We start from the raw sequence: 24693 nt of genomic DNA on the forward strand, positions 1-24693 counted from the left end.
TTTCAGAACAAGACGTTTTATCTTGTGGTTTTTTTATCACTCTCTATACATAAGTATTAACAAATGCAAACAAAGTAACAATACAACTAGTCGGGTACTTAGTACCCGACTAGTTGTATTTAATTAAACAAATATATAAATTCGTATATCGTCCGTTTATACCAAATTATGTTCGTTTATCAGAATTTCTATTTTTGAGCCAAAAAAAAGCCCAGGCATGCAGACATCATGAACATCCGCATACCTGAGCTTTTATTATTTTCAACGGCTATTAGCGACCCTTATATTCAGTTGGCAACGTTATCTGCATTATCAAACCTTTCATATCATCCTGTCGATTGTAAACATTAATGTAACCTTTATGCGCTATCACCACTGCATGAACGATTGCCAAACCCAGCCCATAACCGCCAGTTTCGCGATGCCGTGCAGAATCAAGACGCACAAACGGCTGGAAAATTCGATCCAAATCTTTTTCTGCGACGCCGCCGCCTTCATCTGTTATGGTGATTTCAATAGCATGTGACTTATTATCCATCTCTACTTCTTTCATCTCGGCACTGACCGTTGAGCCTGCCTCTGTATGCATAAAAGCATTGCGAATCACATTTTCAAAGGCACTATGTAGCTGCTCTTGGTTGCCAAGGACTGTCCAAGAAAAATCGGTATCACTCTTTGATAAAAGGCGAGACGGCTGCCACTGCCAACGCACGTTCTTATGTTGAAACTCAAAGCAAACATCTTGTCCTATCTCACTGATAATCTCAGAAAGATTGACTGCTTCATTCTCTAAATTGTCAATAGTGTATTGCTGCATTTGTAACGATTGAATATGAATGATTTGCTCAATCAACTCATTCATTCGTGCAGACTCTTTATCAATGCGATCTAGGTAGCGACTGGTATTGGGAGCAAAGTCACGTGTGAGCTCGGTCGCCACCTCTAGACGTGCCAGCGGTGAACGTAGCTCATGAGAGATATCACTGAGCATCTGTTTGCGCGCCAACTCACTCTCAGCCAGTCTTATCGACAGTTTGGCAACGTCTTTAGCCAGTAAACCCAGCTCATCATCGCCCATTTTGGATAAATCTGGATTTGCCTGATAATCCCCATCAATCATACGGTGTACCGTACTTTGTACACGGCGAATACGATAAGTCAGCGTACGACTTAGCCAAACGCAGACTAAAATACTAAAGAGAAGTATCAATAATAACCGTATTGGAAAATTGCTACGTTGCAGCTCTACAACATCTGAAAAACGCAAATGCGGACGCAATTGGATAAGGACTGTTTTTTTGTCGGGCAAGGCAACCGTCACATCAGCCAATTCAGGACGAGTGTCAGGGTCAGCCATCTTAGCCCCACGCGGCATTATCGGCTGCAAAATATGATCTAAAATGGATGGCTTTTCATGGACTCTCTTCTCGCCATTGATCATTTTTTCAGTATCGAAGCGAGGTGTGGGCGGCACCGCTGGCTTTGTCTGAGTTGAGTTTGTCCGAATTGATGATTGCTCTACTGCCTGCTCATTCCTTTGCCTACGTTCTGGCTTACGCTGATCGTCTCTTTCTCGATAACGTGGAAATATAATGGCATCTTCTTCATCATAGACTCTAATCTGATTCATGAGCCGCCGGTCTTGGCGATACATCTCTCTAACTGCTGCGAAATCTCCTACCGTTAGCGCTTGCACTATTTCCTCACGCTTAATCAACAAACTGTCAATTTGTACATCCATACGAGCTGTCAGCTCTTTTTCGACCAGCCAGCGCTCTACCATGATGGACAAAACAGAGGTCATCAGAATCGTTAATAATAGGCTCAAAAACAGACGCCAAAACAGCGTGATTCGCACTCTAAAGGTGGCATTTTTCATTGGTGATTCCACCATTACAGTACCAATTGATAGCCTTTACCGCGAACGGCTTTAATCGGTTCATCGTGAAAGGGTTGAAGTTTTTTGCGCAAGCGCGAAATATGAACGTCCAAACTACGATCAAACGGCTGCAATTCGCGCTGTAGAATGTGCTCTGACAGCCATGTCTTACTCACGACCTCGCCCTTTTGTTTAAGCAACGCGATCAACAGATCAAACTCTGTACCAGTCACTTGCAGCTCGACACCATCTATCTGACACAGCCGCTGATTTTGATCAAAATGCAAGCGGCTCTCAGGCAACGGCGTATGCTCCGATGCAACCGCATTAGTACGTTTAATCACCGCATTGATACGCGCCAGCAACTCCCGAGGATTACAAGGTTTGGTGATATAATCATCAGCCCCAAGCTCTAAGCCAATGATACGATCAATCTCTTCACCTTTGGCAGTCAACATAATAACGGGCACATCACTGATGTTTGGCAGTTGGCGCAGCACACTCAATCCATCAATTTTTGGCATCATGATATCTAGCACCAGCAAGTCATAAGCAGACGCATTGTTACTCGCCGCCTTTAATGTTTGAATCACAGCCTCCCCATCATGAACACAGTCGCAGGTCACGCCATGATTATGAAGATATTCTTGTAATAATTGAGTCAGCTCTTCATCATCATCGCCCAGCAGTATATTCGGCACATCTGTCTCCTTAAGCGGTAAATACCTTTGTTACTCATATTATCAGGCAATTACTGATCGATACGCCATAACCGTTACCTTTCTTAATATTTCATAAATGTTCGTAACCTTTAGCTGTCGTAGAATAGCCTCATCAACAGCGAGTACTGCACTTTGCAATGGTCATATTGGCAAAATCAAACGTTGCTGTTCATTATCATTTAACCAAACGACATAAAGGATTACACTATGAAAAAATTACTATTGGGCTCAGTACTGGCAATGTCTAGCGTGTTTACCGTAACTGCGTGTACCAGCGTTAATGCAACCACTGACACGGCACCGACCTCCAGCAAAATGCAGCATAAAGATGGTATGAAGAAAGGCGGCATGAGAGGCCCTATGTCTCAGTTGGATCTGACAGCGACGCAACAAGCACAAATCAAAGCCATTATGGAAGCAAAACATGGCGACTATAAAGCTGATCGTGCTAAAAATAAAGCAGAGCGTATGCAAATGCATCAGCAGATGCAAGCTTTGACCAATGCAAGTACGCTCAACAATGCTGCCGTAAATCGTTTGGCTGATCAACAAGCGGCTAAAACAAAACAGCGCTTTATTGAACGTGTACAAACTCAGCATGCCATTGCCCAAGTCTTGACACCCGAGCAGCGTGCAAAACTGGCCAAATTAGAAGCTGAGAAAATGGCTAAAGGACACAAAGGTTCAGGTCATCACAAAATGCAGGGCAAAAAACATCAAGGTATGTAATTCTTAATAGGCAGCGTACATTAAAGCACTGTTGCTTATCATATTAAGTCTACAATCGTACTAAGCCTGCAATATGAGAATATAAAAAAGTGCATCGTATCAACGGTGCACTTTTTTTATAAACGATTAGCATGTTTAAAGATTTATAGCCCTCTTAACCACTTCCTTTAATCAACCGCCCCACTCGCTTCTATAGACATGGGAAATCTACTAAATATCATTTTACCCATAAAAGTACCATTACCATCGCGGTAGTACTGCATCAGCTCTTTGCCATATTTTCTTGCATCAATACTATTACTAGCATTTGGCACTTGCACATCACTTGGCAAGTTAGGAAACGCCATGTCTTGATGACTTATGGCAGAATATTGTTGTAACATATCTACAGTCACACCCTTGCTTGACGTACCAGAAACAGCTTTGGTTTTACTCAGTAACTCATTGCGCAAATGCTGCCATTTAAGTTGACCCCGTTTATCAAATCCGTAAAGCTCTTGCACCTCTGTATTCTCTGGCAGTGTTACCTCTTCTGTTTCATCCCCACCTTCTATCTGACTTTTTACCATGGCCAACACTTGCTGCACCAAGACTTTACTGGTGAACTTATCAGACGTTGTGTTTTCTGATTCATCAGATACATTTGCCTCAATCAATTCAGGATATTGTTTGCTGATGCGGTCATAAAAAATGCGCATATAGTCTTGATAAAATTGCTCATAGCTTTCAGCACTTTGTACACGCCTAATGATGGTATCAGTCGCTAGCATTGGGGTTAGCTGATGCGCTGGTAATTTAGGAGAAAGCGACGCTAGCGTATTGGGCGCCACGTAATCGAACTGACTCACAGGTGCCGCTTCAAATGTCTCGTCCATTGCCGCAAAGTGACTTTTTATCACTTCACGACCAAAGCCTTTCGGCAAGGTGCCATCATCCATGGCTATTTTTAACCATTTATTTTGCCATTTCGTACCAAGTGAGTCGTCTAGCATCGAGGAGTTAAACATCGCAACATTGTCTGCCCATAGATAAATATCGCCATTTTTAAGATCGATATAGATAGGCTGATTGATGCTGCTGTGATTATTGCGTGTTTGATACTGGGCGCTGGCGAGCATGGTTGCTCTGCCAGCCATCGGCTGATAAACACCTTGGGCATTGAGAGAGAGTGGCTTGAACCAATAAGCGTCTAACAGTTTTGATTTTTTAATTTCTAGCGGTTTTATCTTGCTGTCATAATTGTCAAATAACTCCTGGTAAGAGGGCGGCACAGCGATGTCACTATCATATTGATGGTCTACCCACGCTTCATACGCAGCATTGCATTCAAGATAACTGTTTTTTAGCGCCGTACGCTGAGTATCATACTCAGTATCCAAGACATCTTTATTTTGCTCCTCGGCTTGCTCAAGTAAAGCAGCATAGGATTGGTCGTGAGTGTCTTCGCAGTATTCGCTTGGAGAATCTGATGCGACCTGATCTTTTGCGGCTACATTGGCAAATTGCTGCTCATTATTAATTTCAATATTACTATGATAGCTAAAGGATTGACGGCGCTGTTTTTGCAATGCAGTTGCTAAGACGGTTTTAGCGACCGCTGACGTTTGTTTTTTGGCCATAGCGTTCGATGGATTTGAGTTATTAGACAGACTGGTAGATTGGCAGCCCGTCAATAACAGTGTACCCGCCAAAAATGCACTGGCAAATAAGGTCTTATTTTTGATAGGTGACGACAGACAATGTTTAATAGCTTGATGATTTGTTTTCATATTTTATCCTTAATAAATATTCGCTTAAACGTGACAAGACAGTGCTACCAAGCCTTTATGCTGTTGTCAGTCTCATCGTCAGTCTGAGTAATGCTGTAATCCTCATTACTATCGTCGTTATAGCTGTCTTCACTATTCTCGTAGTCACGCGGATATTCATCATCTGCACGGTTATCACTATAATCATAGCGAGCGTAACGTGCCGCTTGTAGCCTATCTTCTTGTTGACGTTGGGCGGTCATCCATGCGTTACCATCAATGGCAGGTTTTGCATTGGACCCAAAAGACTCAGCCAACAAAGGCGTTAGTGCATGCTTATCAAAACTGGCTTTATCGTAGCGTACTTGGTTTAATACAGTGGTCGTCGAACCTAATAAATCGCCACCAATGTTCATACGCTGTTGTTTGGCAAGCAGACGATCTGAGCTGTCCAAATAATAATAATTTATCTGATTAAATGTGATAGGGCCAATGGCTTCAATAAGCTGAAGTAGCGCTCCCACATCGGCACTCTGATAGCCTTTGTTATACAATGCCGCCTTATCAAGCGCAGCTTTTAGCGGCGCACCGTCAGGGTATTTTTCTGGATGAGTATCGACATACTGCTGAAGTGATTGGGTCATGTATTTGAGCACTTTACCAATCATCTCACCGCTTTGCTGACTACCAAAATAGACTTTTACCGCACGGCTGGCGCCGACTTCTTTAGCAAACCGATCTTGACCAATGTCTACCGCACTAAAGTGCTCAGGTGCAAGCTCCGCCATACTATTTTGTATAGCAGAAATTGCCGCATCATAGAGTACCGCTGGCGGTAATTGCGATGTGATACTTTCAGGCAAACCAAAGCTCACCGTATGTGAAATCATCTGATTGGGTAATGGGGTGTTTTCAGGATTGACAATCGCCACAATAGGCATAATGGCCGATGGATCAATCTTTATCTTGCTGTTATTAAAATCAAACGCCAGCGGTATTTGTATTGATGAGCCAATAGTTGGTGTCAAATAATCATAACTATAGACACTCTGTAGTTGTCTTTTTTGAGGTTGATAATGACTGACACTATTGAATGTTAAATGTTTATATTGATAGGCATTGGAGGCCGCTATCTGCTCTGGTGTACGATGGAACATAGTAAAGATATTACCAATCAGCCCTGTGGATGATGTGGGCTCTTCACTCATTGTCTTCGGCTGTTGCTTTGCCATTTGCATAGCTTCATAGTTTTGTAGAAGGTTCTTTGCCTTTAAGCCTGAAAACCTACCACCTCGCTCATAATCAGTACCACTGTCTTCTTCATTATCATAGTTGTCATTGTAGCTGTCGTCATCACCGCTGTACGTTGACTCATCATTTTCGCCCGCCTCTTCTAATACCCTAGCTATTGCGGCGCTTTCTGCTGCTGCATCTTCTTCTGTCGTATTGTCATCATAGTCTTGGCGGTGGTACCCCTCCTTATTATAACCGTATCCATTAAATCCATCGTCACCAAACGCTAAATCTTCATCCTCTTCCATATTCTCTATTAAGTCCGCAGCATGTAGCTTCACCATCGCGGCGATCGCTTTTCTTTCTTCCTCAGAGTACTTAGATTCTGACAGATCTTCCTCATAATCGTTACTTTCACTATAATCACTTTCTAACCCAGGTTGATACATGTACGTTTCTATAATCGTCTTCAGTAAGCTGCTAGAGCCTGCATCAATGCTGTCTGGATGGATAAAGGGTACTGCTTGATAATTGGCTTGCGCAACAGCGACATGTTCTGAGGTTAAATGCTGACGAATAGCTGTCAATAAGTGCGCTTTGGCTTGATTTTCGGTATTGGGGTATTTGTCTTGATTGAATAACTGTTCATAGTGCTCAGAGTCAGCGGTCAAACTGGCATTGAGGGCGCGACCCTGCGCTTGGTTTTGTGCGGTATCAGCGATATTAAAATCTATCATTTTATTTGATACAGCAGTAGACGATAAGTCGCTCGAATTGGATTGACAACCTGCCAGTATCAGCGACGTACTACCGAGCAGTAGTGCACAGCGCGCAATAGAGACCATTTTATAAGGTTTATGGCTATGGCTGCTTTCATTATGGGTAGAAGAATGATGCAATGCTATTTTAGAGCAATGCTGCCGATTGGGATTTTTTTGGTAAGTGGATGACATAGACGCCCCTTTAGTCAGATAAACAGCCAATAATAAATGCCTACTATTGTGCATATTTATAGCACAAAAAGTTACACTTAAGTAATATTAGTATTTAACCTTTAAGGAAATTTTTATATTTTTTTGAATTATCCTTAATAAAAACATCGAGCTAACGATGATAGTAATTATGTAAACATCAGGCATATTATGACTATGAATAGTCATGGCTAAAAGTAAAACTTAATAAACAACTTTCTACTACTCAATATTTTCGTTACTATTCATGTGTCCCAATTGTTTCATAAAACTTACAACCCCAACTTTTAATCACGTAAAAAGGAATTTGCAATGGCAGCGCTATCATCTGGTCCTACTCAGCATACGAATAAACAAAATAAGACTCATCATAAACCCTCATTAAAAAAATCTGCCTTACTTATCAGTAGTGCTTTATTACTGTCTGTCTCTGCTCATGCACTAGAAACCACCAACTCAGTAAATAATAACGCGATGAGTGATTCTTCACTCAATACCAGTGCGATCAATCTACCGATCATGACCAACGCACCAACTGTCTTAACTGAAAACCAGCGAATCACTCGCGCAAAAACCAATAGCCTTAAACCGACGACTAAAACTGCCAAAACCGATCAAGCCATTTACTCTGCCGATGCCATTCATCATCCAGTTTGGGCAAAAAACGGCATGGTTGCTACTCAAGAAGCGCTTGCTTCTGATATCGGTCTTCAAATTCTAAAGGATGGCGGCAATGCCGTTGATGCTGGGGTCGCAGTTGGTTTCGCCCTTGCCGTTACTTTACCGCGCGCAGGCAACATTGGCGGTGGCGGTTTTATGATGATTTATGACGCAAAGCAAGGCAAAACCGTGGCGCTCGATTATCGTGAAAAAGCACCAAGCAGTGCCACACGTGATATGTATCTTGATAGCGCTGGCAACGCCGTTAGCGATTTATCACGTTATCATGGTCTAGCGGTTGGTGTACCAGGTACAGTCGCAGGATTGCTCAAAGCATTAGAAGATCATGGCACCATGAGCCGTGAACAGGTCATGGCTCCTGCTATTGCACTGGCAGAGAATGGTATCGAAGTCACCGCTGGACTGTCCGAGTCACTAGAAGCCTTAAGCGATCGCTTACAAAAATGGCCGAGCACCAAAAAAATATTTTTTAAACCTGACGGCAGCGCTTATCAACCTGGTGAGCGCCTAAAACAACCCGAGCTTGCCCGCTCACTAAAACTGATTGCGGCTCAAGGGGCAGATGGATTTTATAAAGGCGAAACCGCTAGTAAATTGGTCAAAGCTGTCACTGATGCAGGTGGTCGGATGAGCTTACAGGATTTGGCCAACTATGAAGCCATCGCTCGCGTGCCCGTCAAAGGCGACTACCGTGGCTATGAGATTGTTTCTATGCCGCCGCCCTCTTCAGGCGGTATTCATATCATTCAAATCTTAAATATTTTAGAAGGCTATCCGCTAAAAGACTACGGACAAAACAGTGCCCAAACTATTCACTTAATGGCTGAGGCCATGCAGTTAGCATATGCAGACCGCGCTGAGTACTTAGGCGATTCTGACTTTATTGATGTGCCTGACAGCGGTTTGACCTCACAAGCTTATGCCGATAAGTTACGCGGTTTGATTGATCCAAACAAAGCCACCCCAGCGTCCACGATCAAAGCCAACAATCCACTTCCCTACGAGAGTGATCAAACCACGCATTTCTCTATCGTGGATAAAGACGGTAATGCGATCGCCAATACTTATACACTAAACTTTTCTTACGGCACTGGTCTGGTCGCTGAGGGTACAGGTATTTTACTCAACAATGAAATGGATGATTTTTCTGCTAAGCCAGGTGTGCCGAACGGTTATGGATTATTGGGCGGTGAAGCAAATGCCGTTGAAGCCAATAAGCGTCCCCTGTCCTCGATGAGTCCGACACTGGTGTTCAAAGACAGCAAGCCTTATATCGTCACAGGCAGTCCAGGTGGTAGCCGTATCATTACAACTGTTACTCAAGTTATCTCGAATGTACTTGATCATGATATGAATATCGCTGAGGCCACTCACGCGCCGCGTATCCATGACCAATGGTTACCAGATGAAATTCGTATCGAAAAAGCGCTAAACGTAGACACCATCAACAAATTGGAATCTATGGGACATACCGTTAGTCCACAGGCTACCATGGGTTCAACACAGTCAATCATGATTACGCCAGATGGCGTATATGGATCTTCTGATCCGCGTATTGTCGATGCAGCCGTGGTTGGTTATTGATTAGGGTTCTTAGAGTAAAAGCCTTCTGTATCAAATTGGTATAGAAGGCTTTTTATTGTTCAGAAAATTTGCTTATCTTTTGCATTCGAAAATAGCAATCAATAGAGTTTTATTTTTTCGAAAAATTCATTGTCTAGTAATAATTTCGGTCGGGCATTCACTTCTTTTAAACCTACTTTATGTTGCATCATTAACTCAATCAAATTCATTTGATCAATAAGTATAAGACTGTGCGAATCAGTTGAATTTGCATAATCTTGTGCAGGCTTGGTAAAACTTGTCGTGGTAATAAATAAACCATGATGATTGGTTTTTTGCGGTGGATAAGCACCTATGAAATTTCTCAAATCGCCATTAGATATGTTATTACCTGCACTATACTGTTTGGCTTGAATGTAATAGTTATGCACTTCTCCATCTGGGAAATCTTGAATGATGAGACCGTCAATACCATTGTCGTTTGAGCGACCAGTATGACGGGACGTTAAATTACTCTCAGGACTTTCAATTTCTAGCGAACGTTCAATCAGTTTTAGACAAAACCATTCAAACTGTAAGGGAGACAAACTTTCAATTTGAGTCATAATCATACTGGGTGTGACTTTGACGAAGTCATTACCAACAGACGCGTCTGCATAATTATTCATAAATATAGACGTTCGGCGCTGTGTTTCTTCGATTAAATGATTGATAAGCGTATCACCATTTTTTCCGTAAGCAGCAATATTGACTTTTGCAAATCAGCAAACGCTTTATTATCAAAACGGTTTAAATTGGCAATATAATCACTATTTGGAATACCGTCACTAATATATTGATTGAAATTGTTTCCAGCTAGCCAAAAGTAGACTTTGCCAAAAGGATCTAAACGTATAATATTTTTGGGTGTCACCTTTTCATCAAAAGTAATGAAATTAGCAAAATTCTGATTTAAATTCGGTACTAAGCTGAACTTGCCTTCTTGGACCAAACCCATTGCGGATAGACATAATAGGATTAAATCGACAATTTCATCATAACAAGGTGAACCATTGTGACATTCATGCCGTATATCATAGTTACTCATGTAATTAATTTCTTTGTGATCATTTACAATCTGCGCTAACTTTTCAAACTCTTTATAAAATACAGTGCGACCAATCGTATTGCGTGTACTTAGGTTTTTTACAGTTTGTATTCCAGCATTTAACATATCACCAAATGCTGGCAGCTTTGTAATATTACTCATAGTGTTATCGTCTTTTTGGGTTGCATGAACAATAGTACATGGAAAATGGAGTTAACTTTATTTATATCATAATAACTTGAAGATAAATGCTTGTGCTACCAACTATTTATGATAAAACGTCAGTACTTACTTTATTAATGAGAGCAAACAACCGATCTGGCTGTCATTAGTAAATTCAATCGGTGGCTGTCTACGGCAAATAATGATATTATTAACGACCTGATTTAAAACGAATAAATACAATTCCCTCTGTATTTTTTGTCTCATATACCAGATTAAAGCATTGATAATATTAAATTTATTTTGTTATCAACGTTTTTAATCGTATCCGTAAGAGTCCTCTATGGCATTTGTACACCTTGGCATTCACAGCGAATATTCCATCACTGATTCTATCGTGCGTATCAAGCCGCTTGTCAAAGCTGCGGCAGCGGACAATCAACGCGCACTTGCACTGACAGACTTATCAAACCTATATGCGACAGTGAAGTTCTACCGTGCTTGTTTGGGCGCTGGTATCAAGCCGATTATTGGCAGCGAAGTCATTATGGATAATGAAGACACGCGCCTTACATTGCTGGCAATGAACAACGAAGGTTATCAAAACATCACTCGTATTGTATCGCTTGGCTTTACCGAAGGCCGTGCTGACCCTGTCAATCATGGTACGCCTGTAATTAAACGTCGTCATATCTTAGAGCATGCAGAAGGCGTAATTGTACTGCTCGCTGAAAAATCAGATGTGGGTCAGGCGTTGGTCGGTTCTATGCCAGAAAAAGCCGACGAGCTACTTGCTGAATGGCAAGCACAATTTCATGATCGTTTGTATTTTGCCATCAAGCGCACCAATCGCGCGGGAGAAGACGCTTTTATTAAGGCGGCTATACAATCAGGCGCCAAGCATAACATTCCTATTATTGCGCACAATGACGTGCGTTTTTTACAGCAAGACGATTTTGATGCGCACGAAGCGCGTGTTTGTATTGCAGGTTCCTACGTATTGGCTGATCCAAGTCGTCCACAAACCTACTCCGATGAGCAATATCTAAAGACACAAGAGCAAATGGCGCAGCGGTTTGCTGACATTCCGCAGGTGATTGATAATACTTTGCGTTTGGCAACGCGCTGTAATGTGTCTTTGACCCTTGGTATTAATGTACTACCTGATTTTCCAGTGCCTGAAGGCGAAACGATTGAAACGTTTTTTCGTTCAGAGTCGCAGCGCGGTCTTGATCATCGATTAGACAAACTGTTTCCTGTTGAGACACGCAGCGATAATTGGAGCGACATTCGTCAAAAATACGATGAGCGTCTAGAGTACGAGTTAGAAGTTATTTTATCTATGGGTTTTCCCGGTTACTTCTTAATCGTCATGGACTTTATTCGCTGGGCAAAAGCCAATGGCGTACCTGTGGGGCCAGGTCGTGGCTCTGGTGCTGGATCGCTTGTCGCCTATGCGCTTAACATCACAGACCTTGATCCGATTCATTATGATCTATTGTTTGAGCGCTTCTTAAACCCTGAACGTGTATCCATGCCCGATTTTGATATTGACTTTTGTATCGAAGGGCGCGACCGTGTTATTGATTATGTAGCGCAAACTTATGGACGCGAGGCAGTCTCGCAGATTATCACTTTTGGTACGATGGCGGCAAAAGCGGTGGTGCGTGATGTGGCGCGCGTACAAAGCAAATCATACTTTTTGGCAAACAAAATATCTAAACTTATTCCTAAAACACCGGGCATCACGCTTAGCCAAGCGCTAGAGCAAGAGCCGCAGCTCAAAGACTTAATCTCCAATCCTGATAATATGGATTATGAAGATGCCATTGAGATTTGGGAGATGGCCATTAAGCTTGAAGGTGTGTGCCGAAACGTGGGCAAACATGCCGGTGGCGTTCTCATTGCTCCGCATAAAATTACCGATTTTAGTGCCATTTATTGTGATGATGAGGGGCACCGTGTCAGCCAATTCGATAAAGATGATGTTGAAGCCGTGGGACTGGTTAAATTTGACTTTTTGGGTTTGCGTAACTTAACCGTTATCAATGCCGCGGTTGAAAATATCAATCTACGCCGTGCCAAAGAAGGTGTGGATGCCTTGGTATTGGAAGACTTGCCTTTAGATGACGCCAAAGCTTATAAACTACTGCAAGATGCCAAGACCACGGCTGTCTTTCAGCTTGAAAGTATGGGCATGAAGAAATATCTGGCCAAATTACAGCCGACGAATATCGAAGACGTGATCGCCATGTGTGCGTTGTATCGTCCAGGTCCCCTTGACGCTGGCATGGTAGAGATGTATATCGACCGTAAGCACGGCCGCGAGGAAGTCATCTACGATCATCCCAATCTTGAGCCCATATTAGAGAACACCAACGGCGTTATTGTCTATCAAGAACAAGTCATGCAAATCTCGCAGGTCATGGCAGGCTATAGCTTGGGCGGCGCGGATATGCTGCGCCGTGCCATGGGTAAGAAAAAACCGGAAGAAATGGCCAAACAGCGCGATATTTTTGTGACAGGTGCCACCTCACAAGGGATTGATGAAGTCACGTCAGGTGGTGTGTTTGACTTGATGGAAAAGTTCGCAGGTTACGGTTTTAACCGCTCTCATTCCGCAGCTTACGGTGTATTGGCATATCAAACGGCGTATTTGAAACAGTACTACCCTGCTGAATTTATGGCAGCGGTATTGACCTCTGATATGAACAACACCGACAACGTGGTGTTCTTTATCAATGACTGCCGCGAAAACTTCGGTTTGACCGTCGTCAACCCTTCTGTTAACCGCAGTGAATGGCATTTTGTTGCTGACACACCGACCAATATCATTTATGGGCTGGGTGCGATTAAAGGGGTTGGTGAGGGCGCGGTTGAATCCATTGTTGAAGCACGCCGCACGGACGGGCCGTTTAAAGACTTATACGATTTTTGTCGCCGCGTAGACATCAAGAAAGTCAATAAACGCACACTTGAAGCTTTGGTGAGCGCAGGCTGTTTTGATGATTTTGCCGCCACTTTACGACCTGATTTGCCAGCAGATACCGCTTATGAGATCCGCGGTGCATTGATGAGTCAATTGCCAAATGCTGTACAAGCAGCTGAGCAAGATCGTCAGAACAATGAGCTTGGCATGATGGATCTGTTTGGTGAAATGGATGGCGTGGTTGCTGCACCGCCACTTGTGATGACGCCAGAGCTGATTTGGGGAGATAAACATCGCCTTAAAGCTGAAAAAAACACCTTAGGTCTGTACTTAACAGGTCATCCGATTAATGAATACTTGGATGAGCTAAAACGCTATACCTCAGGTGCTCGTCTTAACAAGCTGACAGACACTGGCTACAATGGCAGCTGTTACTTCTCAGGATTGATTATAGATATTGCTAACTTTGGTAATCGCAATGTTATTACTTTAGATGACGGTACGTCTCGTCTTGAAGTCAGCTGCTATGCAGAGCGTTTCAACCGTGTTAAAGAGCAACTAAAAGTTGATGAAGTGGTGATTATTAAAGGCAGTATTCGTGAGCGTGATGGACGTTTATTTGCCCGTCTTGATAATGCCATGAGTATCGTTGATGCTCGCTTGCGTTGGCTTAAAAAAATCAGTATCAAGGTTCATGCTAGTGACATTAATCTGCTGATGCGTCTGCAACCTTTGCTTAAATCAGCACAAGCAGACATTATCCCTGCGCCGCGCTTAGGATACAGTGACGAGCAGAACGAATCTGAAAGTTATGGCAGCGATAGCGCTTATGATCCTGCTATGGGGGGAAGTTTATACGATGAAGATGGTAATGACTTATTGGCTGTAGAGAATGAGGTGAGTCAATATGGCAATAATGCACTGAGCAATACAGACACCTCTATTAACGATAACTGTCTGCCGCTTGGGTTAAGCATTTACGAAGAATTTGGTATTGCCAATGTCAGTTTATCAGAGCACTGGCGTATCTACCCCAACGATGACAATTTACAGCAATTAAAAACCATGATTAATGAAGACAGCTTACACTTTCATTACAGCTAAAGCGTACTTTACGGTCGAAAAATTCATTATAGTAATTTTATTGTATTAATTTAAAAAAACTGGATACCAAACTATGAATAATATGTCCAATAGCAATATGACTGTGCAGACTGATGAAGAAATCATCAATCATGAGCAATTTGAAGACATGCGTGATTTATTAGAAGAGGATTTTGCCGATTTGATACAAGTCTATCTCGCTGATAGTCGGCAGCGTATATCAACGCTTCGAGTAGCACAGCAAAAACAAGACAATACTAACGGCTTTGAGATTGCTCATGCTCTAAAAGGTGCTAGTGCCAACTTGGGTGCAACGCAAGTAATGACTCTGAGTAGCCAGTTACAAGAGCGCTGCCGTGAGCAATTGATCAGTGAGCAAGCTGACCTCATTGAAAATATCGCTGTCGCTCTACAACGTGCTGAACAAGAAATCAATCAAAGACTGGGGCAATAATGAGCCATACTTCTCTGTCATCAACCTCAGCACCTATTCATACCGTGAGTGATTATCTTGATTGCATGCAAGTGGTTATGGTAAATACAACTTTGCCTGCCAATATTGGTTCGGCGGCACGAGCAATGCATACGATGGGTTTGTCGCGCTTGACTGTCGTCAACCCTAAGCTGCCAATCGATGAGTCTAGTGTGTCCCATGCAGCGGGTGGTAGTGACTTGCTATCATCTGCCATTATTACCCCAACGCTGGAGTCGGCGATCGCCAACTGTCAGCTCGTGTTTGCTGCCAGTAGTCGTAGCCGTCATTTGCCACGGCCTGTCGTCACGCCAACACAGGCAGCTCAGATCATGCTGGCTTTTATTGATAGTCAATCTACATTAAGTACTAAAGATAATCTCGATGTAAATCAGGCAATCGATAGCAAACAAAAACCAAACATTGCGATTTTGTTTGGCCGTGAAGACCGAGGACTGACCAATGAAGAGTTGGCCTACGCAGATTATCACATCCAAATAGACGCCAATCCTGACTACCCTGTATTAAATGTAGCGTCAGCCGTACAAGTCATCGCCAGCTTCATTTTTGCCTATACACAAAACCACTTTCAGGCCAATGCTAAGACCGGTGATATCAGCTTAGACGATAATACAATCATGACAGCTCAGCCAACTGTCGATGTCCATCTTCGTCAACAATGGGATGAGCCAGCTATCACTCAGCAGCAGCTACAACAGCTTACCCAGCGTACGACTGATTTGATGGTTCAGCGTGGCCTAGCAGATAGCGAACATTTAAAGTCCTTACCATCGAGGCTATCGAGACTTGGTTCTCGTCTGCAACTTGACCAAAAAGAATACCAGTTGCTAAGCGCGCTCATTGCCAAACTCTCGAAGGTTTAGATAGTAGATTTATTTTCGATAAATGAATAGAATCTGACGCCAGTGCATCAGTGTCAATGTATCGATAAGCGTTTATATGATATTCATCACTATATTTTATGATGCAAAGCTGATATAACTTGAAAGAATGGGTACAGATAGATCTCAATGCTCATGAAAATATAATAACTACAAATTAGGAAATGACTGTTTTAATAATAGTATTCTTAATAAAGACATTTTACCGACAAATAGATAGGACGCGTTATGTCATTCCCATCCAAATGGTTCAAGTCGCTTGCCACCATCAAAAAAGACTTAAAAGAAGATATCGATGCCGTGTTCACCCGCGATCCTGCAGCACGTAATAGTCTGGAAATCATACTGACCTACCCTGGCTTTCACGCACTTATCTTGCACCGCGGCGCGCATTGCCTTTGGAATAAAGAACAGAAACTGGCAGCACGTGTAATTTCTTATGGCTCGCGAATTATTACTGGTATCGAAATTCACCCTGCTGCCAAAATCGGTAAGCGTTTCTTTATCGACCATGGGGTCGGCGTTGTTATTGGTGAAACTGCGGAGATTGGGAACGACGTTACCCTCTATCACGGTGTAACGCTTGGAGGCGTATCTTGGAATAACGGCAAACGTCATCCGACATTAGAGGATGGTGTCACTGTTGGTGCGGGGGCAAAAGTTTTGGGGCCATTCACAGTGGGTAAAAATGCCAAAATTGGTTCAAATGCAGTGGTAGTAAAGCCTGTACCAGCTGGCGCGACGATGGTTGGCAGTGCGGCCCGTATGATTTCAGATCATCATGATGAAAAAGGCAATCCCATTACGACCAAAGTCCAAGATGCCAAACAGCAAGAAAAAGTGGCGCAAGCGGCAGGCAGTCCTGAAAAACACAATAGTAAGCAAACCGCCTCCAATACCAAGCGTACCACAACCTTTCAAGCGTACGGTGTCGATCCTTCTTCACAAGATCCGGTCACAGAAGCGTTTGCTAAAATGCTCGAACACATTCAGCAATCAGAAAACCGTCTGGACCAATTACAGGCCGCAATGTGCCAAATCGATCCTGATTTTTGTAAAAAAGAATACGATAAACTGTGTTTAGAAGATTTTGATGTGATTGGTAGTGATGATTTGGATAAGACTGACGCTGAATCAAAGTAAAGATTGCTTTGATTCAGACAGGTTACAATCTATTATATTGATTTATCAAGATTAAACTGCGGGATATCATAGCGATATAGATGGCCATTATGACGCTTTCTATATCGTTATTTTTTTATATAAATTTTCGATAATACTTTTTTAGCATTCATTGCTTTGTCATTTTTCAAATGAATCTTCTGCTATTAGTTCGTTAATTCCTGCCACTTCATGTGTTTTGAACGGATAACGATTTGCCATGATTGTCCATTCAGATTCGTTTTCTTTGCTTAGGCTATTTTTTTCTATAAGCAAGCGTACAAGTAATATATCGATATCCATTGTGACTTGTTTGATAGACATCTGCTGCTCTATCAATCGTTGTCGATGACACTCCCATTCAAACTGTTTGAATGTTTGCTCTAGCTGCTGCACTGTCATGGGTGTCTGTAGCGACAGATAAACACACTGATTGGTGTAATCAGGCTTTGGATGCTCAACCGTGGCAGTAAAGTCAGGATTTTGGAAGGCGGTTGATAACTGTATCTGACCTAACGCTCCCAATTGCTCTCGAGCAACTGGCAAATACATTTCTGCTTGATAATTACTGCCCAATGCCAACATTACCGCCGTCACTGATTGCGCTTGCAACGCTTCAGGCTCACGCCTCTCCAAACTCGCAAAATTCTTCAAACCTGTCAGCGCTTTATGCATCATTGGATGAAGCTTTGGCATAACGCGTGATTTGCACCCCAACCGCATCTGCTGGTTTGATGGCAGTCGGTTTGGCAATGCTGAGTGTGACTTTGTGAGTGGCGTATTTTGCGAGTAAATTGTCAGCAATCTGCCCTGCCAGATGCTCAAGAAGTTGTGCTTTGAGTGCTTGGCACCATGCGCTCACATCATCGCACACGGCTTTATAGTTTAGCGCATCGCTGACATCATCTGACACAGCCGCACGGCTAATATCAGTTTCAAGTGCGATATCAATCAGTAGCGGCTGCGTAATAACGCGCTCCCATTCATAGACACCAATAACGGCCTCTACTTTTAAGCCTTTTACAAATACGACATCAGACTGGGTATGAAACATGCTTGCATCCTTGTTGGCTCAATTTTTAACTCAGATTTTCACCAAAAATTTTGTTTATAATAAATTTTACTTAAATACTCATAATGCAGCTTCACGTAAACGCTTGGCTTTTAGCGCTTTGCTGGGGCGATGACGCCACAAATCGATGCTGAATAATAACAGACCTAACCAAATTAACCCAAATACCGCTAAGCGATGTAAGTCAAAATGCTCTTTATAATAAAATACTGCCAAGAAGAAAATGAAAGTCGGTGTCAGATAATTCATAAAGCTTAAGATACTAAACGCGACCATCTTAGTCGATTTATTAAACAGCAGTAATGGTATCAGTGTAATGGGACCTGCCAGCATCAATAGCCAAATATTCGGACTAAACCAAAAGCTCAGTTGACTACTGATCACGTCTGCTTGCCAAAACCACCACAAGCAAATCGGTACTAATAGGGTTGTCTCAACAAACATAGCATCGACCGCAGTTAGAGGCGTTTGGCGCTGAATAGTTCCATAAGTACTGAAACTAAATGCCAGTATCAGTGATATCCAAGGCAAGCTACCAAGCATGACCACTTGAATCACCACAGACAAAAGTGCAAAGCCAATAGCAATCCATTGCAAAGGTCGCAACCGTTCTTTGAACAAGATCATTGATAACGCCACACCCACCAAGGGGCCAATAAAATATCCCAAACTGGCCTCAAGTATACGGTCATGATTGACCGCCCATACATACGTGAGCCAATTGGTGGCGATAATCAAGCCAGATATAAAAGAAAACGCGATCCATCTAGGATTTTGCTTAAGCGTATCGATCCACTGCCAACGTTTGGTCGCTACCAATACAACAAGCAAGCATGCAAATGTCCAAATGATACGATGACCGATAATCTCAGTCGCATCATAGGCTGCCAACTGCTTAAAATATAATGGAAAAATACCCCAGATAAAAAAAGCACTGAGGGCAGTCAAAATGCCACTTCTGGTTGTTTTGATGGGCGTAACGGGTTTTTTGATAACGTCTTGGGTAGCCATAGTACAGTACAACGTTTTAGAGCAAAGCGCGCCCTCGCCTCATGATAATTTCTTATATTTATATAAAGGCAAGCACGCAGGGTTACTACAGATAAAATACAAGTTAAAAAGCAATGTGTTGACGCCTGCATAGACATCAACACATTGCTAAAAATAACCGCTCGTTTGAAATAAATTTACTTAAAAATTAGAACGTCTTCTCATCTCAAAAATGATATCAGCTTAAATGCTGGTATCTTCAACTTGAATGGACATACCAACTTGATTAGCAAGTTCGGCGAATCCTGGGAAGCTGGTATTGACCGTCTCAACCCCTTCGATGATGATTTGCTCTGATGCCCGTAAGCTCGCAACCGTAAAGCTCATGGCAATACGATGATCATGATGCGAGGTAATCTGACCGCCACCAAAAACAGGCTGGCTATTATTGATCTGATCGTCTTGGCCACCAGTTCCTTTACCTTCGATGATAAGACCATCTTCAGTAACCGTGCACTCAATACCAAGCGTTTGTAACCCTTCTGCCATTACTGCGATACGGTCAGATTCCTTGACACGCAACTCTTTTGCACCTGTCAATACCGTACGGCCTTGCGCGCAACTGGCAGCAATAAACAATACTGGGAATTCATCAATCGCCAGTGGCACTAAATGCTCTGGTATCTCAATACCAACCAAGTTTGACGCACGAATGGTAATGTCTGCAACTGGCTCACCGCCGACATGCGTATTATTACTTAGGCTAATGTCTGCGTTCATCAGCTTTAAAATATCAATAACGCCAGTACGCGTAGGGTTAATTCCCACTTGTGTCAAGGTCAACTCACTACCTTGGCTGATCGCTGCCGCAACCATAAAGAAAGCTGCTGACGAGATATCAGCAGGCACAGCGATATCACCGCCTACTAGAGTACCGCCTCCTTCCACACTGATGCGATTGCCATCGACTGTGACTGGATAACCAAAAGCTGACAGCATACGCTCAGTGTGATCTCGACTGACTTCTGGTTGAGTAATAGTCGTTGTGCCCTCACTCCACAGACCTGCCAGCAATAAGCAAGACTTAATCTGTGCAGAAGCCACTGGTAGCTCATAATCTATACCCTGTAATGGCTTACCAACAGTGTCTCGGCCAGTAATGCTGAGTGGCGCGGTGCCGCTATGACCGGTACTTTGGATAACAGCGCCCATCATACGTAACGGCGCTGCCACACGCTCCATTGGGCGTTTATTAAGACTGGTGTCACCCAGCATCACGCTGTCGAACGGTTGCGCCGCCAAAATACCTGCTAGCAAGCGCATACTGGTGCCTGAATTGCCCATATACAGCGGTGTTTTGCTAGGTTTTAAGCCATTCATGCCAACGCCATGAATGGTCAAATTACCATTATCCGGTCCCTCGATTGTCACGCCCATATCACGAAACGCTTGCAATGTCGCAAGCGCGTCTTCTCCTTCCAAAAATCCAGTGACATGGGTAACGCCTGTCGCTAAGCTACCAAGCATGATACTGCGATGAGAGATAGACTTGTCACCAGGAATGGTAATGGTGCCAGAAACGGTAGTGCTTGGCGTAATAATATAAGAAGCTGACATGGCAGAAGTATCCGTATAAGGGGTGCTGGCTAACATATGGCCAAAATGTCGCCGCGCGGCTTGCGCACGGCCCAAAAGTCCCATCAGGGCGGTTGAATCTTTATCGATGATCAGCTGACGCATGGTTTGTAAATAGACACCATACTCATCAAGCGCACTGACAATCGCATTTTGATTGGCAAAAAAGATGTCGTGCCACATTTTAGGGTCGCTTGCGGCAATGCGAGTAAAGTCACGAAAACCGCCAGCAGCATAGCGAAACATATCTAAATTGTCATCATGACTGGCCAGCTGCTCTACCAGATTAAACGCCAATAAGTGCGGTAAATGACTGGTATGCGCCAGTATGGCATCATGGTGATTGGCCTCCATCGGCATCACCTTTGCTCCCACCGCCTCCCATAATAATTGCAGCTTAGCAATAGCCACGTAATTGGTCGTAGGTAGCTCACAAATAATGACACTATGATTGGCAAATAGAGTGGCGCGGCGAGCATGATACCCTGAATTTTCAGCCCCAGCAATCGGATGCGCAGGCACCAGACCCGTTGGCAGCGAGGTAAATACCGCTTTGGCGGCATCAATGATGTTCGTTTTTGTGCTACAGACATCAGTAATCATGCAATCAGAAGCGAGCTGTCCACTATCCATTGCCTGTTTGATATCCATGAACACAGCTTGTACCGCCTGTACAGGTACAGCAATGATGATTAAATCACTACCAGCCACTACCTCGCTCAGAGTTGAGCTGCCGGCTTCCAGCAGGCCTTGTTTGATTGCTTCTTCTATACTGGGCGCATGCCTATCGACTGCCACCAAACGCTCACTCAAGCCATTGTCTTTGATGGCTTGCGCAAGGCTGGCACCAATGAGTCCAAGTCCAATCACACAAACTTGTTTAAACAACGACGGCTGAGCATTTAAGAAGGTTTGATTGTTATTCTTTTGATTTCTTTGCTGACGACTCACGACTTTTCTCATTGTACAAACAAACGCCAATACGGATAAAGCAATACAGCGTTTGTGTTATAAAATTTAATGGCTGTTTTTTAAAATGGTGGCGATCTTATCAGTCTTCGGTCAAGATAGATTGTAAGGTATCAATCAAGCGTAGATTGTCCTCTGCTACGCCGACAGTGATTCGTAGCCAATTAGGCAGACCATACGCTGTTAATGGACGAACGATCACGCCTTGCTCTAATAATGCTTGATAAATCACAGTAGCCGTGGTGTCTTCCATCTCAACTTCTACCTCGACCATAATAAAATTGGCATGCGACTTGATAAATCCCAAGCCTAACGCATCAAACTGCTTTTCAAGCCAACGCATTTGCTCCTCATTCATCTGACGGGTTTTTTCAATAAAATCTTGATCAGCAAGGGCAGCAGCAGCAGCAGCCAACCCAATACGGCTGACGTTAAATGGCTGACGAATACGATTTAACAATTCCGCCACTGCCACTGAGCTCAATGCATAGCCAATACGCAAGCCCGCTAGCCCATAAGCTTTAGAAAAAGTGCGTACGATGACCACGTTATCAAACTCGTCCAGCAGCGCGCGATTGTTGCTCTCGGGACTGTATTCAATATAGGCTTCGTCTAATACCACTAATACGGAGCTTGGCACACTAGCAACAAACTCATGTAGCGCTTTATGCTCGAGCTGCGTACCCGTTGGATTATTGGGATTGGCGATAAACACCATCTTAGTATTGGAATTGTCTTGAACCGCCTGACTCATGGCTATTAGGTCATGCCCAAAACGGTGGGCAGGTACTTCTATACCCGTTGCGCCTTGCATTTTTGCCAGCATCGGATAAATAATGAACGCATATTGGCTATACACAATCGCATCATCAGTGCCAGCAAAACTGCGCGCCAAAATATCAAGTAGATCATTTGAGCCATTACCTAAGGTAATCTGCTTAACGTCGACCTCATTAAAATCCGCCAATGCCTGCTTGAGATAATAACCATTACCATCAGGATAGCGTGCCAGTTGCCCCAATTGCTCAGTCACGGCCAGCGTCACATGCGGTGAGCAGCCCATTGGATTTTCATTACTGGCAAGCTTTACCACATCTGCGATGCCATACTCACGCGTCAACTCTTCAACTGGCTTGCCTGTTTGATAAGGCGCCAACTTTAGAATACTGTCATAGGCAGGCACTAGTGGTGATAAATTTGACTCTGGCGCTTGAGTAGACTTCATGATTTATCCTTAGATGTGGTCAGACATCTATTATGGGTTGAGCCTGTTGTGTTAGGTAATGACTACCATATGCGTTAACGATAGTCACATACGCTAAAGGTGCGATACATCTTAGGCTATAAGACGGCTTTTGGATAAGAACCCAGTATACGTACATCTTTTACCAATGGGCGAATGTCATTAATGGCGGCACTTACATTTGCGTCATCGACATGACCATTCATATCAATAAAGAAAACGTACGCCCATTTATTAGGACGTTCAGGACGTGTCTCGATACTGGTCATCGAGACGCCATGATAAGACAACGGTTTTAATATTTCGATCAGTGCGCCCGCTTTATCATGCGCTGACACCACGATAGAGGTTTTATCTTGACCTGACGGTGCGATAGACTCATGTCCTATGATAAGGAAGCGTGTGGTGTTACTTGGGTTGTCTTCAATATTTGAATACAGCTTATGTAAGCCATATTCTGCAACCGCTACATCCCCTGCAATCGCAGCTGAATGCCACTCGTTTTTCAAGCGACGTGCCGCTTCCCCATTGCTCGATACCGCCACGCGCTCAACATTGGGAAAATTCACATCAAGCCAATGACGGCATTGAGCCAATGACTGTTGGTGCGAATAAATACGGCTCAAACCATCAATTTTGGTGTGTTCTGCCACTAAGAAGTTTTGATGGATCGGTAATTCAACTTCACCAATGATTTTGAGACTCGAAGACAAGAAGCCATCCAAAGTATGATTGACCACGCCTTCTGATGAGTTTTCAACAGGCACCACACCATACATGGCGGTTCCTGCTTCCACTTCACGGAATACATCCGTAATAGTCGTCATCGGTACCGTATCAGCCGCTTTACCAAAATGTTTGAGTGCGGCTGCATGGGTAAAGGTGCCAACTGGTCCTAGGAAAGCAATGCGCTGCGGCGCTTCTAAATCCAAGCACACCGACATGATTTCACGGAACAAACGGGCCATTTTTTCATCAGCGATTGGCCCAGTATTACGTTCCATGACTGCTTTTAATACTTGAGCCTCTCGCTCTGGACGATAAAAAATAGGGTTACTATTGTCATTAGATGAACTATTGGCTGTGTGGCTTTTTTTCACGGCCGCCACTTGTTGAGCCAATTTCGCGCGGTTGTTGATTAACGTTTGGATTTCGCAGTCTACTGCATCAATATTTTGACGAATATTATCCAAAAACTCTTTTTCAGTTGCAGTGTCGTTAGTGCCTGCGATGGCTTGATTCAGATTATCCATGTTTTGCTCTGTTGACTGCTCACTCATTACCGCCCATCCTTCTTAGATTTTATAATCTGTTAAGTATTACTGTGTTGATTTCAATATGCAATAGACCAGTCTATCAAAAATATTGTGCCCTACCAGTCTTATCTTTTATGGTTACCATAAGCGAACCATACTCTAAATGGCAAATATGGCAGACAGAG

18 protein-coding genes are annotated in these 24693 nt (G+C 43.3%); 6 read left to right on the forward strand and 12 right to left on the reverse strand.

Annotated features, from left to right (window positions below):
- Positions 1-271: 271 nt before the first annotated feature.
- Positions 272-1879, reverse strand: a complete 1608-nt coding sequence (locus tag CIK80_RS00890; protein ID WP_095569489.1) for an ATP-binding protein — start codon at positions 1877-1879, stop codon at positions 272-274.
- Between the two features lie 14 nt (positions 1880-1893).
- The gene (locus CIK80_RS00895; RefSeq protein ID WP_095568498.1) at positions 1894-2580 is read right to left on the reverse strand and encodes a response regulator transcription factor; all 687 of its coding nucleotides are present in this window, start codon (positions 2578-2580) and stop codon (positions 1894-1896) included.
- 228 nt (positions 2581-2808) lie between these two features.
- Here CIK80_RS00895 and CIK80_RS00900 point away from each other — a divergent pair, with 228 nt between their 5' ends.
- On the forward strand, positions 2809-3330 hold the full coding sequence (locus CIK80_RS00900; protein WP_095568499.1) for a Spy/CpxP family protein refolding chaperone: 522 nt from the start codon (positions 2809-2811) through the stop codon (positions 3328-3330).
- A gap of 167 nt (positions 3331-3497) precedes the next feature.
- On the opposite strand, the gene CIK80_RS00905 is transcribed toward CIK80_RS00900, so the two are convergent.
- Together CIK80_RS00905 and CIK80_RS00910 are read right to left on the reverse strand one after the other, a co-directional pair.
- Positions 3498-5099 carry a hypothetical protein gene (locus CIK80_RS00905; protein ID WP_095568500.1) on the reverse strand — a complete coding sequence of 534 codons (1602 nt, stop codon included), beginning with the start codon at positions 5097-5099 and terminating at the stop codon, positions 3498-3500.
- Positions 5100-5143: 44 nt separating this feature from the next.
- A complete protein-coding gene (locus tag CIK80_RS00910; RefSeq protein WP_095568501.1) occupies positions 5144-7264 on the reverse strand; it encodes a hypothetical protein in 2121 nt (706 codons plus the stop codon).
- Between the two features lie 330 nt (positions 7265-7594).
- Here CIK80_RS00910 and ggt point away from each other — a divergent pair, with 330 nt between their 5' ends.
- Entirely contained in the window at positions 7595-9547 is a 1953-nt protein-coding gene (ggt, locus tag CIK80_RS00915) for a gamma-glutamyltransferase (RefSeq protein ID WP_095568502.1), read from the forward strand.
- Positions 9548-9645: 98 nt separating this feature from the next.
- On the opposite strand, the gene CIK80_RS15455 is transcribed toward ggt, so the two are convergent.
- On the reverse strand, positions 9646-10194 hold the full coding sequence (locus tag CIK80_RS15455) for a restriction endonuclease (RefSeq protein WP_257011649.1): 549 nt from the start codon (positions 10192-10194) through the stop codon (positions 9646-9648).
- Positions 10195-10226: 32 nt separating this feature from the next.
- On the reverse strand, positions 10227-10775 hold the full coding sequence (locus CIK80_RS15460; protein ID WP_257011650.1) for a hypothetical protein: 549 nt from the start codon (positions 10773-10775) through the stop codon (positions 10227-10229).
- A gap of 343 nt (positions 10776-11118) precedes the next feature.
- Between CIK80_RS15460 and dnaE the strand changes: the two genes are divergently transcribed.
- The 4 genes from dnaE (at position 11119) to cysE (ending at position 17325) form a co-directional block, all read left to right on the forward strand.
- Positions 11119-14808, forward strand: coding sequence for a DNA polymerase III subunit alpha (gene dnaE / locus CIK80_RS00925; RefSeq protein ID WP_095568503.1), 3690 nt, complete (start codon positions 11119-11121; stop codon positions 14806-14808).
- Between the two features lie 73 nt (positions 14809-14881).
- Complete coding sequence (locus tag CIK80_RS00930; RefSeq protein WP_095568504.1) at positions 14882-15262, forward strand: Hpt domain-containing protein; 381 nt, start codon at positions 14882-14884, stop codon at positions 15260-15262.
- Positions 15262-16164, forward strand: a complete 903-nt coding sequence (locus CIK80_RS00935) for an RNA methyltransferase (RefSeq protein WP_095568505.1) — start codon at positions 15262-15264, stop codon at positions 16162-16164. Before CIK80_RS00930 ends, CIK80_RS00935 begins: the two co-directional genes overlap by 1 nt.
- A gap of 246 nt (positions 16165-16410) precedes the next feature.
- A complete protein-coding gene (gene cysE, locus CIK80_RS00940; protein WP_095568506.1) occupies positions 16411-17325 on the forward strand; it encodes a serine O-acetyltransferase in 915 nt (304 codons plus the stop codon).
- Positions 17326-17484: 159 nt separating this feature from the next.
- Here the strand turns inward: cysE and CIK80_RS00945 are convergent, their stop codons facing one another.
- The 6 genes from CIK80_RS00945 to pheA form a co-directional block, all read right to left on the reverse strand.
- On the reverse strand, positions 17485-18039 hold the full coding sequence (locus tag CIK80_RS00945; RefSeq protein ID WP_257011651.1) for a 2-amino-4-hydroxy-6-hydroxymethyldihydropteridine diphosphokinase: 555 nt from the start codon (positions 18037-18039) through the stop codon (positions 17485-17487).
- Positions 18011-18397 carry a dihydroneopterin aldolase gene (folB, locus tag CIK80_RS00950; protein ID WP_095568508.1) on the reverse strand — a complete coding sequence of 129 codons (387 nt, stop codon included), beginning with the start codon at positions 18395-18397 and terminating at the stop codon, positions 18011-18013. Before folB ends, CIK80_RS00945 begins: the two co-directional genes overlap by 29 nt.
- Before the next feature lie 78 nt (positions 18398-18475).
- A complete protein-coding gene (rarD, locus tag CIK80_RS00955) occupies positions 18476-19426 on the reverse strand; it encodes an EamA family transporter RarD (protein WP_095568509.1) in 951 nt (316 codons plus the stop codon).
- 222 nt (positions 19427-19648) lie between these two features.
- Positions 19649-21991: a bifunctional prephenate dehydrogenase/3-phosphoshikimate 1-carboxyvinyltransferase gene (locus tag CIK80_RS00960; RefSeq protein ID WP_257011652.1), complete on the reverse strand. Its 2343-nt coding sequence runs from the start codon at positions 21989-21991 to the stop codon at positions 19649-19651.
- A 100-nt stretch (positions 21992-22091) separates the two neighbouring features.
- Positions 22092-23234, reverse strand: a complete 1143-nt coding sequence (hisC, locus tag CIK80_RS00965; RefSeq protein WP_095568511.1) for a histidinol-phosphate transaminase — start codon at positions 23232-23234, stop codon at positions 22092-22094.
- Between the two features lie 116 nt (positions 23235-23350).
- Positions 23351-24532, reverse strand: a complete 1182-nt coding sequence (gene pheA / locus CIK80_RS00970) for a prephenate dehydratase (protein ID WP_062844430.1) — start codon at positions 24530-24532, stop codon at positions 23351-23353.
- Positions 24533-24693: the final 161 nt, after the last annotated feature.

Source organism: Psychrobacter sp. JB193, assembly GCF_002285555.1.
Classification (GTDB): Bacteria; Pseudomonadota; Gammaproteobacteria; order Pseudomonadales; family Moraxellaceae; genus Psychrobacter; species Psychrobacter alimentarius.